Genomic DNA, 12,413 nt, shown 5'->3' with positions numbered 1-12,413 from the left:
AAAAAAAAGCAAATAACAGCACCAAAGCGACAACAACATAAATACTAAATACCGTCTGTTCTAAAAAAGTAGGCTCGGTGGGTAGACCTGCCTTGTCACGGTTGAGTAAAAAGTTTGCCATGAGCAAAAAGCAGGCGATGATAAAACGATAGACGCCATAGGTGAGTCCAAGCTGACGCACACGCATCGTGGAAATGAGCGCTTCTTCGTGAACATTGGCGGACAAAAACCACAGTTTTCGCACCCATGTTTTGGTGTGTCTGATGGGAGATGGGCTCATGTATTGACCAGTCCGTGACGTATGGCAAGATGGGTGAGTTTGACATCAGAATCCACACCCAGTTTTTCAAAATTCGATAACGGTAAGTGTTTACGGTTTTGACACTCACAAATAAACTGTCGGCAATTTGACTGGCACTTTGGCAGTTCGCTACCATCATGGCAACTTGTTTTTCACGCTCGGACAAGCCATCAAAAGGATTGGCTTTTTTATCAAGCACATTTTGGGCAAGCACATCGGCAATCTCATGGCTAAAATACTTACCACCTGCCTTGACTTTTTTGATGGCGGTTATCATCTCGCCAATGGGCGTGCCTTTGGTAATGTAGCCATCTACCCCGCCTTTAAAAGCATGGATGGGTAAGGCTCAGCCACCAAGCTAGACACTGCAGAACCTTGATGTACTCATCAAGCTGTTTAATCCGTCGTGTCGCCTCCACGCCACCGATGTTGGGCATATTAACATCTAGCAGCACCACGTCAGGAGCGAGCTTGCGGTCATTACCACTGCCGTCTCGCCACAGCCTGCTTCCCCAACACTTCAATGTCGGGGTCATCACCAAGCATGCGACTGATGCCCATGCGGACAAGCTCATGGTCGTCTACGATGAGTACTTTTATTGTCATTTTGCCCACCTTTCTAAAATAAATATTAAATGGTTTTTAAAATGTTTTTTAAAATAATCTGTCTAAATCATATCAGAACTGTTTATCATGTGTACATTTAAGACCCAAATCCAAAAAATCATCCAAAATGGCTCAAAAATTGCAATGTCTTAGTTGATTTGGGCTAAACTAAAATCGATGTTTGGGTACCGTCTGTACGATTGACAATTTTAACAATAACCAGTCATCTAGCAATTTTTTTAGTAACTTTTTTTAACAAAAAACTGCTCTAGGTGTTGCCCAAAACCGGACAATGTTTTGCAAAAATGTTACAAACACTTGCTTGATTATTACGCTAACAAAGATGATGAGTTAGATAAAAGTTAGGGATAAAAACGTGTTAAATTTGTTTACAAATTTACCCAAAAACTTTGATTTTAACATAAAAAAGTGTTCTTGTTATGTTAGAATAAAAATGATGAGACGGTCTAAATGTATTTGTCCGTTTCACCAAGCCAGTGTTGCCGATGTCATTGATGTGACGGTGTGTTGATGTCAATGCAAGTGGCCTAGGTATTTTCTTGCAAACAAGGTTGTCGCCGAGAAAATCAATCCTGCAACCCATCAATGAGCCGAGAGTGGAACTTATGAAGCAAATTAATTTTAAAAAAGTCAGCCCCAAGCACCTAGCCTGTGGGCTAAGCCTGTCTGTCATGTCCATGATGACAGTGTCTGCCCATGCGTTTTTGGTGGACAACAGCCAACAAAAAACCATCTATATCGGCAAAGGCAATGCCCAGAGCATGCAAGCGGTTACCGTCCAAGAGATTCCACCTGCAACCACGACCATTCAGCAAACTCGCACTTATACCAACACCAATACAGCCCTAACACCTACAACCAAGGCTACACCAACACTCAGGTTACTAGAACATCTGTTCCTGCTGGTACGACCACTTCTCAGCCCTTTGCCATTCAGCCTTATGGACAGCAGACCAGTTATGGCAGCAGCTACCAATATGGCGAGCAGTTGCCTATTAGCACAAAGTCTGCCGCCGCATCGTATTTGACCTACAAACCGGTCAGCCCATCTATCAAAAAAATGCCGATGCCGTGCGTTCTATCGCCTCTGTAACCAAGATTATGACAGCGATGGTGCTGATGGATGCGGGGCTTGACATGCGTGAAGAGATTGTGATTGAACCATCGGACTTTATCGCCGCCAAAAAAGCAAGCTCTAACCTACGCTCGGGCGACCGCATGAGCCGTAGTGAGTTCATGCTCCTTATGCTCATGAAGTCAGAAAACCCTGCTGCCAAAGCCCTAGCCGTACTTACCCGGTGGTTATGATAACTTTATCTGGGCGATGAACCAAAAGCCAAAAGTCTGGGCATGAACAGCACAAGCTACTCTGACGCATCAGGTCTAGACCCACGTAACCGCTCATCAGCGAACGACCTAGTGAAGATGATGCGAGCGGTGAATTCTGACCCACGTTATCAGACTGTGCGTAACTTCTCAACCGCCCCAAACTATGACTTTTATGTCAATAACTACAACTCAGGTTCACGCACTTACAAAGCTCAAAATACCAGTCGTCTTGTCCGTGCAGGCAATCACCCGATTGGCGTGTCAAAGACAGGCTTTATCCGTGAGGCAGGTTATTGCTATGTGATGGAGACCCACGTCAATAACCGTCCTGCCGTTGTTGTACTGCTCGGTGCCAGTGCCTCTAACAGCCGTTGGGATGACGCTGAGGACATCCTAACTCAGCTTGCCTATCGTTATTGATTGCCCTATTGATGGCAAAAAAAGACCCGACCATTGGGTCTTTTTGTTATTTATTATTTTTTGGTATTGTTAATTGAGTATACTTTTCTAGAAAGCCGTTCGTGGTGAGCTTGTCGAACCATAACGGTTTTCCTAGACTTCGACAAGCTCAGTCCGAACGGAAAACCTTAAAATCTATCTTTATTTAACAATACCTATTATTTTGACGAATTGACTATAATATAGTACCGATACCAACCAGCTCTGCCTCCAAGGACGACCATGACCGCCCCCAAATTATACCTGCTTACCAGTGATGAAGACATTCACACCCTAAGCGAGAAATTAGAACGTGCCTTTGATACGGGTGTGGTATCACTACTACAAATCCGCCGTCATCAGACCGCTCATGTCTTTGATTTGATTACGCTCTACCAAGAGACCGAGATTCTCATCAGTCTGGCGGACAAATACGACATTCCCACGGTCATTAATGAAAATCTAGAACTTGCCTCCCACTTTAACACAGGGCTACATCTGTCAGGGACGATGAGTGTGCGAGTGGCACGAGAGATACTCGGCGATGGCGTGCATGTCGGTCGCAGTTGTCATGGCGATGTGGCGGTATTTAGAGAAGCCAAAAAACAGGGGGCAAGCTACGGGGCGATGGGAGCGATGTTTGGCACGATGACCAAGCCACTGGCTAAGACCGTCAGTAGCGAGACGCTATCTCGTGCTCACAAAGTGGGCTTGCCCCTATGTCTGATTGGTGGGATAAGCCTAAACAACATGGATGAGCTTCGCCAAAAGGTCGGTGAGATACCATTGATTATGTCGCTGTGACCACGGACATCCTGCACCATAGCCTGAGATGGTCACAGCAAAATGCCAAGCATGGCGTCGCTACCTAGAAACATGGGATTGATGGTTTTTGAAAAAATGACATCATTATAAAAAATACCATCATTTGCTGTCATGATAACATTGAGAAAAGCCAAAAATTATGCTAAAATAGCGTTACTTTATGTCACCATCCATATCATGACCAAAAGGAAGACCCATGAGCATTACCTATCTATCTGACTTAGACGTATCGGGCAGAACCGTCCTTATCCGTGAAGATTTAAACGTACCCATCAAAGACGGTGTCATCACCAGCGATGTCCGCCTACAAGCCTCCTACCCACCATCAAGGCATGTCTTGACAAAGGGGCGGGCGTGATTGTTTGCTCGCACCTAGGTAGACCCACCGAAGGCGAGAGCGAGGGCAAATATTCATTAGCTCCGATTGCTGATTATTTGGCGGACAAACTGGGCGTGAACGTGGCGTTCTCCACCGATTATCTGGATAATGGCGTGTCGGTCAAATCAGGCGAGGTGGTGCTATTAGAAAACGTCCGCTTTAACGTGGGCGAGAAGAAAAACAGCCCCGAGCTATCCAAACAATACGCCAACCTATGCGACATCTTTGTCATGGACGCTTTTGGCACCGCTCACCGAGCCCAAGCATCTACCGAAGGGGTGATTCGTGCGTGTATCGCAGACGGCAAGCCTGTGTGTGCAGGCAACCTACTCTCTGCCGAGCTTGATGCCCTATCCAAAGCCTTAGACAATCCCGCCAAACCTGTACTATCTATCGTGGGTGGCTCAAAGGTATCTACCAAACTTGACGTGCTAAACAGCCTAGCTAAGCTATGCGATAGTATCCTAGTCGGTGGTGGTATCGCCAACACCTTTTTGGTGGCGAGTGGCAAAAATGTCGGTGCCTCCCTATACGAAGCCGACCTTGTGGATACCGCCCGTGACATCATGACCAAGACAAACATCCTACTACCTACTCATGTCGTGGTCGCGGATAAAGGACAGATTGATTTTGATGACTTTTTGGGTTCACTCAGTCGAGCGACTGCCACCATCAAATCCGTGGATGAGATTGGTGAGCATGACATGATACTAGACATCGCCCCAGAGTCGGCGAGTAAGCTGGGCGAGCACATCAAATCCGCCAAAACCATTCTATTTAATGGGCCTGTGGGCGTGTTCGAAGTGGACGCATTCGGTCAAGGCACCGCCATCATCTGTCAAGCAGTGGCGGACAGCGAAGGATTTAGCATCGCTGGCGGTGGCGATACCTTGGCTGCCATTGACAAATATGGCGTGGCAGATGGTGTGGACTACCTATCCACAGGGGGCGGGGCGTTTCTAGAATTTGTTGAAGGTAAACCCCTGCCCGCCATCACCGCACTAGATACACCTTGATAAGTATCTGATTTTTATATAAAAATGATAAAATGCAACAAAAACATTTGTTAATTTTTGTTGCATTTTTTATGTTTGCCCTTGCCAAATACCATCATTCTGCTAAACTATGACTAGATTTTAAGACATCTTTAAATGTTGGTGTTTTATCATTTTTAAAGATGTACTGCCATTACTAATACATACTTCCTTTGGAGTGCTTTTATGAAAAAATTAATCCTAACCACGCTTGTCGCTGCCCTTGCTTTGACAGCGTGTAGCAAAGAGACCAGCGATAAGGCTGCCGAGACGGCTCAGTCTGCCGCCACTGACACCGCCAATAACGCCAAAGCCGCTGCTGACACTGTGGCCGCCGAGGCCGAAGCTGCAGCCAATGCGACCGCTGAAGGTGTCTCTAATGTCGCTCATGACGTGGCAAATAATGGCGTAGAAAATGCCAAAAATACCGCCGAAGCCGCCGCAGGCGTGGTCTCTGATGCCGCCACCGCCACCGCCGATGCCGTGACAGGGGCTGCCAGCAGTGCCACTGATACCGTAACAGGCAACACCGCCACCGCCGAACAGCAAGCCCCCGAAGACCAAAAGTACTAATCCACCATCACCAAAGCCCCGAACATGTTCGGGGCTTTTTTGATAAAAATGAATTTACAGCCAGCGAATCTGATGTTCGCCATGGATCTGTGATGTTCACCCATTTCACATCATCTTATGCCAGTTTATCAACATTGACAAAATCGTCACACATGACACATTAATGCCATGTCAGTGTCCATTTGTGTCAAAAATTGGCTAATATGACAAATTTTGGCAACAATTTTTGATAGGTAAAAATTTTGTCCATGTCAAAAATTGGCACATCCACCAAAATGTCAGCCCAACCTGCCAAAAAATGTCAAAAAATCCAAAACTGACAAAAATTGTCACCCAAAATTACCTGCCAGACATCAAATTTTAAAAATTTTTAAAAATTTTTTTGGTAAAAAAGAAAAAAATTTGTACATATCTTAATCAATTTTAAAAAATGGCAAAAAATCTGCTTATTTTTTAGACAAAATTTTTAAAATTTTCTCAATTTTGCCTATTTTTCCCAAAACAGTCCAAATCCGCCAAAAAGTTGGCACAGACAATGCAACAGTATGAGTGTAAGGTTAGCAAATATGTTTAAAGTTGCTAATCACTTAACTTAAACAAACTGGGCAATATCGCCCCTATGAACTAAGGAGTTCATTATGAACGCTCAAAAAGGTTTCACCCTTATCGAACTAATGATTGTAATCGCCATTATTGGTATCCTAGCTGCAATCGCTCTACCTGCTTACCAAGACTACATCTCTAAGTCTCAAACTACTCGTGTAGTGGGCGAACTAGCTGCTGGTAAAACTGCTGTAGATGCTGCTTTGTTTGAAGGTAAAGAGCCGGTTTTGGATGCTGGCAACACCGCAACCTCTAAAGAAGATATTGGCTTAACTTCCACCGGTGGCAAGGCTCGCTCTAATCTACTAAAAGAAACTGGTGGCGTTGTGTTAGCTGGCTTCTCTGCCACTAGTTCAGCTGGTACTATTACTGGTACCTTGGGTAACCGTGCCAATAAAGACATCAGTGGTGCTATCATCACTCAAAAACGTGCTAATGACGGTGTATGGACTTGTCACGTACAGCAAGGCACTGCTACCGGTTGGAAGGATAAATTTATTCCAACAGGTTGCACAAATACTGCACCATAATTTTAATTATTGAATATATTTTAGTTATGCGAAATCACCTCTTATTGGAGGTGATTTTTGTTTGTGAGAGAAATTTATCTTTACAATAAATATACAAAAATAAGAAAACACTTGTCTATTTTTTATCTAAAATAATCAATCACAATTATCATCCATTTCTTTTTATTCTTGTTTTAAAAGATACTTAAGTCATGCTAAATAATTTTAATAAATTTGTCGCCTCGTCGGTATCAATGGCGTATTTGGCTGTATTAAGTTGGGCGACGGCTTACGCTTATGGTTGGGGTCAAGCAGCATATCATGGCTACCCATGGTGGCATGTAGTGCAAGGTGGTAGCATGATTGCCAGAAGTTTGGCTTATGTCTGTGTGGTATCCATGATTCTTGTTATTGGCTATTTGATCGGATATCAGGCGTTTAAGTTTATTAAGAGATTTTTTGGGCTACTACATGCCTCTTGGGGTGCATCTCATTTGGGGTTTGTCAAAATTTTTATTTTATTGGCGATCGTATCAACACCCATCATGTTGCTACTGTATTTTTATATTGGTATTTTGTCGTCATACCGTCTGATGGGATGTGTACTTTCTATTTTAGCTATTTCTTTAGTTTGCCATAAGTTCGGACGGGCAATCTCTTTTTCTATTCGTCTTAGGGAGTTGATGAGTAACGAAAAATATTATCAGATTTTTATGGCTTTTATTTTTGTGTATGTGGTCGTTTCTGCGTTTTCGATAGGGTATTTGCGTTCAGCCTTTTTTACGGGTTATGATTATTGAAGTAGAGAATCGCCCTTATTACATCTTGGTGGCAAACGGTGATGAAGAGTTTATCTTGGGTGAGAACATCAAGCACAACAGTCATTTTATCTTTTTTAATCGCAAAACTTTAAATCATTACACCATACACATCACACCATCTCCTTATCTACCCTATAAAAACCAACTATCGGCACAAATATACCACCAAGAATAAGCAATATTTGACAATTTGTATAGTAAATTCTATTCAAAGCACAACAAAGGTTCTCCGTTCGTGGTAAGCTATGCCCGCCCATAACGGAGAACCGCTTCACCCGCAGGCAGGCTCAGAGCGAACGGTTTTTGTATGATTTTGATATGAATTGAGTGTGGTTAGACTTGAATGTGTAACCTGAGCTGGTACGCCAACGGTTCTTTGAGTGGCGGTTTTTCTTATATTTGATGTTAATTGCTCTTTTTAAGAGATGTTAATAGTGGTTGCTGATGATGTATTTACGTAAAACACCACCCCATAAAGGAGCGGTGTTTTGTAATCTAAGAGTAGATTATTACTGAGCTGTACAGCCAGTTGGGATAAATTTGTCTTTCCAACCAGTAGCACCAGAACCGTTAATAGTACAACTCCATACACCATCAGCAGCACGATTTTGCATGATTTTCGCACCAGTGATGTCTTTATTAGCACGTGTACCCAAGGTGCCAGTAATAGTGCCAGCTGAACTAGTAGCAGAGAAACCACTTAATTCAACATTTGACATCAAGTTGGAACGAGGTTTGTTGCTGGTGTCAGTTAGACCAATATCCTCTTTGGAGGTATCAGCATTATTAGCTTGCAATACTGGCTCTTTACCTTCAAACAAAGCAGCATCTACAGCAGTTTTACCAGCAGCTAGTTCGCCCACTACACGAGTAGTTTGAGACTTAGAGATGTAGTCTTGGTAAGCAGGTAGAGCGATTGCAGCTAGGATACCAATAAATGTTATTCATGAATGCGTTTGTCAAAAGGGCGATTTTGGCGAATAACGGCATAGCTGATGGTGAGTAATTTGCGCATGATGGCGATAATAATTTGTTTTTTGGTTTTGCCTTTTTGTTCCATGCGTTTGACGAACTTTTGAAAAGCGGGATATCGACCAAAGCTGACTATGACAGCGGGCATAAAAAGGGCTGAACGTAGTTCTTTTTGTCCACTAAATCCAATGGAAGACTGCTTGTGAATACTAATGCCTGATTGATGATGACGAGGGGCAAGCCCAGCATAGCTTGCTAGATGTTTGGCACTTTGAAATGATGAACCATCTCCAATGACAACCAGTAGATGTGGCAGTGTCTTTTTGCCAATTCCAGGTATTGTGGCAAGTAGGCTGGCACGGTAATTTAGCTCGGGCGTGCAATTGATGAGTTGCCAAATTTGATGATCGAGCTGTGTGATGCTGTCACTCCAATGACGAATGTTGTCATCAGTATACGATTTCACATAAATAGACAGAGCTTCCTGTCGAGTGCGTTCTTTGATGAGTTGCCGTTTGTGGTGTTCACGTTGTTTTAGAAGGGCAGTCAGTTTTATTTCGTTGTCTGATTTAGGCTGCCATAAAGGTGGATTTTCTTTTGCACCATAGCGTGCCAAGAGAATGGCATCCTGCTTATCTGTCTTGGTGCGTATGCCTAGGCTTTTGGCGTATGCATGAATATATAAGGGGTTGACAATACTTACCTTATGATGATGAGAGATTGCCCAATGAGCTAATTTTTCCCAATAAGCCCCCGTTGCCTCAATAATCAAATGTAAGGTAGATGTGTTATAATGATGTGCTTGAATCCACAATGTTAGCTCTATAAAACCCTGTTGGTTATTTGTGAATGTACAGTTTTGCCAAGTGTTATGGGTAATAAAGCAGGCATCAAATGTGTTTTTGGCGATATCAATCCCAATGTAAGTTTTAGACATGGTAGTATAAAGCACCAAACTAGTTTGGTAAAGGAGTTATCTCAACCTAGCTTGCGGGTTTTGCTCCCAGGATACCAAGCGAGTTTTCCCCAATATTATTGCACAATGCATGAATTATAGAGGATTTGATCTATAAATGCAAATTTAACGGTAATTGTTCTATGACCATAAAAAAGAATTCTTCTAAAAAATATCCCGATTGGCTCGTTCATGATTACAAACTGCCAAAGCTTGATTGGCTGCTTTTGGCACAGGCATTGATTTTTTTGCTGATTCCCAATGTTTTTTTGCTGATTGGTGCGTATTTTGTGGGTGTGTCTCGGCCTCTTATTAACATTGATTATTTTGTGGCATGTGTGCTATTTGCTCTGCCTTATCGGTTTTTTCGTGTGTTGGCGATGTTGGTGCTGCTTTGCACCATAAGTCTTGATGTTGTGATGATGACCATGCAATTATTCCCATTTTTGGATATTTTTGCAGCAATATCACTTGCTCCATTTTTGGTCAATGCCCCCTTGCGTTATATGGTGCTTGTAGGAATTGTGGCGACATATCTTACCGTTATGCCCTTTATTATGAGACGACTTGCCAAACCTTTTATGATTAAGACAGGATGGCTTTATGTGTTATTTGTGTCACTCGTTGGTTTTTTTGCGTATAGCCACTTTAATGAAATCAAATATGTAGATAGACATGGTGAACGATTCGCTCAGTCAGATTACTTTGTCATTCATAGCCAGTACAAACGCTATCGGTGGGTGGTAGATAGTGAATTTATTAAACATTTTGGCAAAGTACCAACCATGATCCCCATTGACATTGATAACGCCTCTAGCTATTTTGGCAATTCTGATAAAAAATTACTCATTGTGGCAGAGTCATGGGGGGTGGCACGTCATGATAGCACTCAAAAAGATATTTTGGCAGGTATTTACAATCAAACTGACAGACTAGAGTTTATCAAGGACGGTTATTTTGACTTTGCAGGAGCAACGGTGGAAGGTGAGCTTAGGGAGCTGTGTTTGCTTGACGTAGAGGGTGGTTATGCCTTTAATAAAGTTGCTAATAAAGAATTTGACAACTGTTTGCCCAATCAATTAAAGCGGATGGGGTATCATACCATAGGCATGCATGGTGGATTTAGTCAGATTTATGAAAGAGATTTTTTGTATCCAAAAATGGGTTTTGCTGAGACGGTCTTTGCTGAACATCATGGCGACAAAAAACGTTGTGAGGCTTTTAATGGTATTTGTGATAACGAACTGTTTGATATTGTTGCAGAAAGTTTTGCCACCCATGATAAAAACTTCTTTTATTGGCTAACCCTAACCAGTCATTCCCACTACCCTAGAGGTGATATCATCAATCACCGACTAGACTGCAATAAGCACAACCTACCCAAAGGTGATATTTGTAACAACTTTATGCTACACGCCCAGTTTTTTGATGGATTGGGCGAACTTATCAAACGCCCTGAGATGGCAGGTGTTGAGGTGATTGTTGTGGGCGATCATATGCCTCCGCTGATGATGCGGGAGCCTATCCATTCGCACATTCATTGGCAGCGGGTGAGCTGGTTGCATTTTAAGGTTAAAGCATGATGTTAAGAGATTGGTTTTTCGCCAAATTTTGCTACCAAGTTAAAGTCTTCATCAAGGGCGAAGTATGCTCCATTGTATTTTGCCATGACAGATAAGATATACAGCTTGCCGTATTGTTTTTCCAAACTTTGCAGGACGGCTGAATCATCCATATTTTGAGCAAGAGTACGTCGATTGGCTAGATCGGTTTCTTTAATAACATCCCAAAAGATTGTAACATGGACTGATAAGAGTGCTTTCGATCTGGTGTATAGACAGCCGCAGGTAATTTGCCTAGTTTTTCATATTGCGATAATTCGCCCAATTCAAAATCGGTCATCTCGCGTTTATTGATAACCGTTGCTGGAGCTTTGGGGTAGATGATGACTGCTTGAGGTTGTTCTTTGTAGAGTGTGGTCAGACCATATGCCAAGGCGGCAATCTGAACGGCACCAATGATAACAAAGTCAGAGATGATTTCTTTTTTAGGTTTGGCAGGATTGTACACCAAAAAATGACAACAAAGGTCCTAGCACGACATCTATCAAGAAGACCAAGGTAAGCCCCTGTATCGGCCCCCGCCATGGTAAAGTACACGTCAGGATAAGCAAAAATATACCCAAGCTACCACAAAACAGAAGATGAGCAACGAGATGGTAAAGTGAGTGATACCGGCTTTAGCTTTGGTTTTATCAAAGAGAGGGTAAGTGATGTCATAAAATAAAAGTTGGTACAGAAAATTGCTTAATTATATCAGATATTAATTTCTTTACTAGAGTTATGATGAAAAACAATTTAAATGCCCAACAGGGCTTCACCTTAATAGAGTTGATGATTGTGGTAGCAATCATCGGGACGTTGGTAGCGATTGCCTTACCTATGTATCAAGATTATATTGCTAAAGCTCAGGTGAATAGGGTGTATTATGAGATTAATGCAACTCGTACAGTAATTGATACCATTTTATCGGATGGGCGATTACCAACATTAAAACCAGAGCAAGCTATTAATAATGAGAGTTATGAGTATATTGGCATGACCGAAGATCCTGCATCCAACTTGGTGTATATTGCCAGTATTACAAACAATGGGATAAATTTCAGAAGATTACAGCTGAATTTGGCAAACAGTCCTATAAGGCATTAACAGGAGCAAAGATATCTATGGTGCGTGGTGCAGACGGTCTGTGGTCATGCGTACTAGAAGAAAGGTCGGCTGGCTGGAAGGATAAATATACGCCAATATCATGCAGAGAATATAAAATAAAACCACTCATCACGAGTGGTTTTATTTTTTGGGTTTATTTAGGCGCTATCAAAACAACACACGCACCTTGATGGTCTGCGGTACGGAACGCAAGCGTTCTAAGGCTTTGGCAGAGTCGTGGTCGTCCACGTCCATGACCAGATAGCCGACATCGCCATGAGTCATCATCGACTGGGCGGTGATGTTGATGCCAGCGTCCGCAAAGGAGGCGTTGACCTG

13 protein-coding genes and 5 pseudogenes are annotated in these 12,413 nt (G+C 42.7%); 11 read left to right on the top strand and 7 right to left on the bottom strand.

Annotation, left to right across the window (positions count from 1 at the left end; translation table 11 throughout):
* Positions 1-280: pseudogene (locus DX073_RS13965) on the bottom strand (hypothetical protein); the annotation flags it as partial.
* A pseudogene (locus tag DX073_RS13960) lies at positions 277-907 on the bottom strand (response regulator). The pseudogenes DX073_RS13960 and DX073_RS13965, both read right to left, overlap by 4 nt.
* 626 nt (positions 908-1,533) lie before the next feature.
* Here DX073_RS13960 and DX073_RS14870 point away from each other — a divergent pair.
* The 8 genes and pseudogenes from DX073_RS14870 (at position 1,534) to DX073_RS13925 (ending at position 7,614) form a co-directional block, all read left to right on the top strand.
* Entirely contained in the window at positions 1,534-1,956 is a 423-nt protein-coding gene (locus DX073_RS14870; RefSeq protein WP_258556982.1) for a hypothetical protein, read from the top strand.
* A gap of 43 nt (positions 1,957-1,999) precedes the next feature.
* Positions 2,000-2,677, top strand: a pseudogene (locus tag DX073_RS14865) (D-alanyl-D-alanine carboxypeptidase family protein).
* Between the two features lie 261 nt (positions 2,678-2,938).
* Complete coding sequence (locus tag DX073_RS13950) at positions 2,939-3,499, top strand: thiamine phosphate synthase (RefSeq protein WP_258556981.1); 561 nt, start codon at positions 2,939-2,941, stop codon at positions 3,497-3,499.
* 217 nt (positions 3,500-3,716) lie between these two features.
* Positions 3,717-4,915: pseudogene (locus DX073_RS13945) on the top strand (phosphoglycerate kinase).
* 204 nt (positions 4,916-5,119) lie between these two features.
* Positions 5,120-5,506: a membrane lipoprotein lipid attachment site-containing protein gene (locus tag DX073_RS13940; RefSeq protein WP_115007721.1), complete on the top strand. Its 387-nt coding sequence runs from the start codon at positions 5,120-5,122 to the stop codon at positions 5,504-5,506.
* Between the two features lie 638 nt (positions 5,507-6,144).
* Positions 6,145-6,639, top strand: coding sequence for a pilin (locus DX073_RS13935; RefSeq protein WP_115008594.1), 495 nt, complete (start codon positions 6,145-6,147; stop codon positions 6,637-6,639).
* A gap of 191 nt (positions 6,640-6,830) precedes the next feature.
* The gene (locus tag DX073_RS13930) at positions 6,831-7,418 is read left to right on the top strand and encodes a hypothetical protein (protein WP_115007728.1); all 588 of its coding nucleotides are present in this window, start codon (positions 6,831-6,833) and stop codon (positions 7,416-7,418) included.
* The gene (locus DX073_RS13925) at positions 7,408-7,614 is read left to right on the top strand and encodes a hypothetical protein (RefSeq protein WP_115007726.1); all 207 of its coding nucleotides are present in this window, start codon (positions 7,408-7,410) and stop codon (positions 7,612-7,614) included. Before DX073_RS13930 ends, DX073_RS13925 begins: the two co-directional genes overlap by 11 nt.
* A 334-nt stretch (positions 7,615-7,948) precedes the next feature.
* On the opposite strand, the gene DX073_RS13920 is transcribed toward DX073_RS13925, so the two are convergent.
* Both DX073_RS13920 and piv read right to left on the bottom strand, forming a co-directional pair.
* Entirely contained in the window at positions 7,949-8,329 is a 381-nt protein-coding gene (locus DX073_RS13920) for a pilin (protein WP_309473760.1), read from the bottom strand.
* A 50-nt stretch (positions 8,330-8,379) separates the two neighbouring features.
* Positions 8,380-9,348 (bottom strand): IS110 element transposase-like pilin switch DNA invertase Piv, encoded by a 969-nt coding sequence (piv, locus tag DX073_RS13915; protein WP_076611962.1) that lies wholly within the window; start codon positions 9,346-9,348, stop codon positions 8,380-8,382.
* A gap of 161 nt (positions 9,349-9,509) precedes the next feature.
* Between piv and DX073_RS14585 the strand changes: the two genes are divergently transcribed.
* Positions 9,510-10,949: a sulfatase-like hydrolase/transferase gene (locus tag DX073_RS14585; RefSeq protein ID WP_115007732.1), complete on the top strand. Its 1,440-nt coding sequence runs from the start codon at positions 9,510-9,512 to the stop codon at positions 10,947-10,949.
* Between the two features lie 2 nt (positions 10,950-10,951).
* Here the strand turns inward: DX073_RS14585 and DX073_RS14430 are convergent, their stop codons facing one another.
* The gene (locus tag DX073_RS14430) at positions 10,952-11,101 is read right to left on the bottom strand and encodes a hypothetical protein (RefSeq protein ID WP_181814467.1); all 150 of its coding nucleotides are present in this window, start codon (positions 11,099-11,101) and stop codon (positions 10,952-10,954) included.
* Between the two features lie 26 nt (positions 11,102-11,127).
* Positions 11,128-11,436: a hypothetical protein gene (locus DX073_RS13905; protein ID WP_115008592.1), complete on the bottom strand. Its 309-nt coding sequence runs from the start codon at positions 11,434-11,436 to the stop codon at positions 11,128-11,130.
* 275 nt (positions 11,437-11,711) lie between these two features.
* Here DX073_RS13905 and DX073_RS15120 point away from each other — a divergent pair, with 275 nt between their 5' ends.
* Positions 11,712-12,074 (top strand): pilin, encoded by a 363-nt coding sequence (locus DX073_RS15120; protein ID WP_115008591.1) that lies wholly within the window; start codon positions 11,712-11,714, stop codon positions 12,072-12,074.
* Positions 11,981-12,265 carry a pilin gene (locus tag DX073_RS15115; protein ID WP_115008590.1) on the top strand — a complete coding sequence of 95 codons (285 nt, stop codon included), beginning with the start codon at positions 11,981-11,983 and terminating at the stop codon, positions 12,263-12,265. The genes DX073_RS15120 and DX073_RS15115 overlap by 94 nt, the downstream gene beginning before the upstream one ends.
* Here DX073_RS15115 and DX073_RS14855 read toward each other — a convergent pair.
* Positions 12,243-12,413: pseudogene (locus DX073_RS14855) on the bottom strand (phosphoglycerate dehydrogenase); the annotation flags it as partial. The gene DX073_RS15115 and the pseudogene DX073_RS14855 overlap by 23 nt on opposite strands.

It is taken from the genome of Moraxella lacunata (assembly GCF_900453205.1).
GTDB classification, from domain to species: domain Bacteria; phylum Pseudomonadota; class Gammaproteobacteria; order Pseudomonadales; family Moraxellaceae; genus Moraxella; species Moraxella lacunata_B.
Note: the sequence above shows the minus strand (reverse complement) of the source record. Positions and strands in the feature narration are given on the sequence as shown.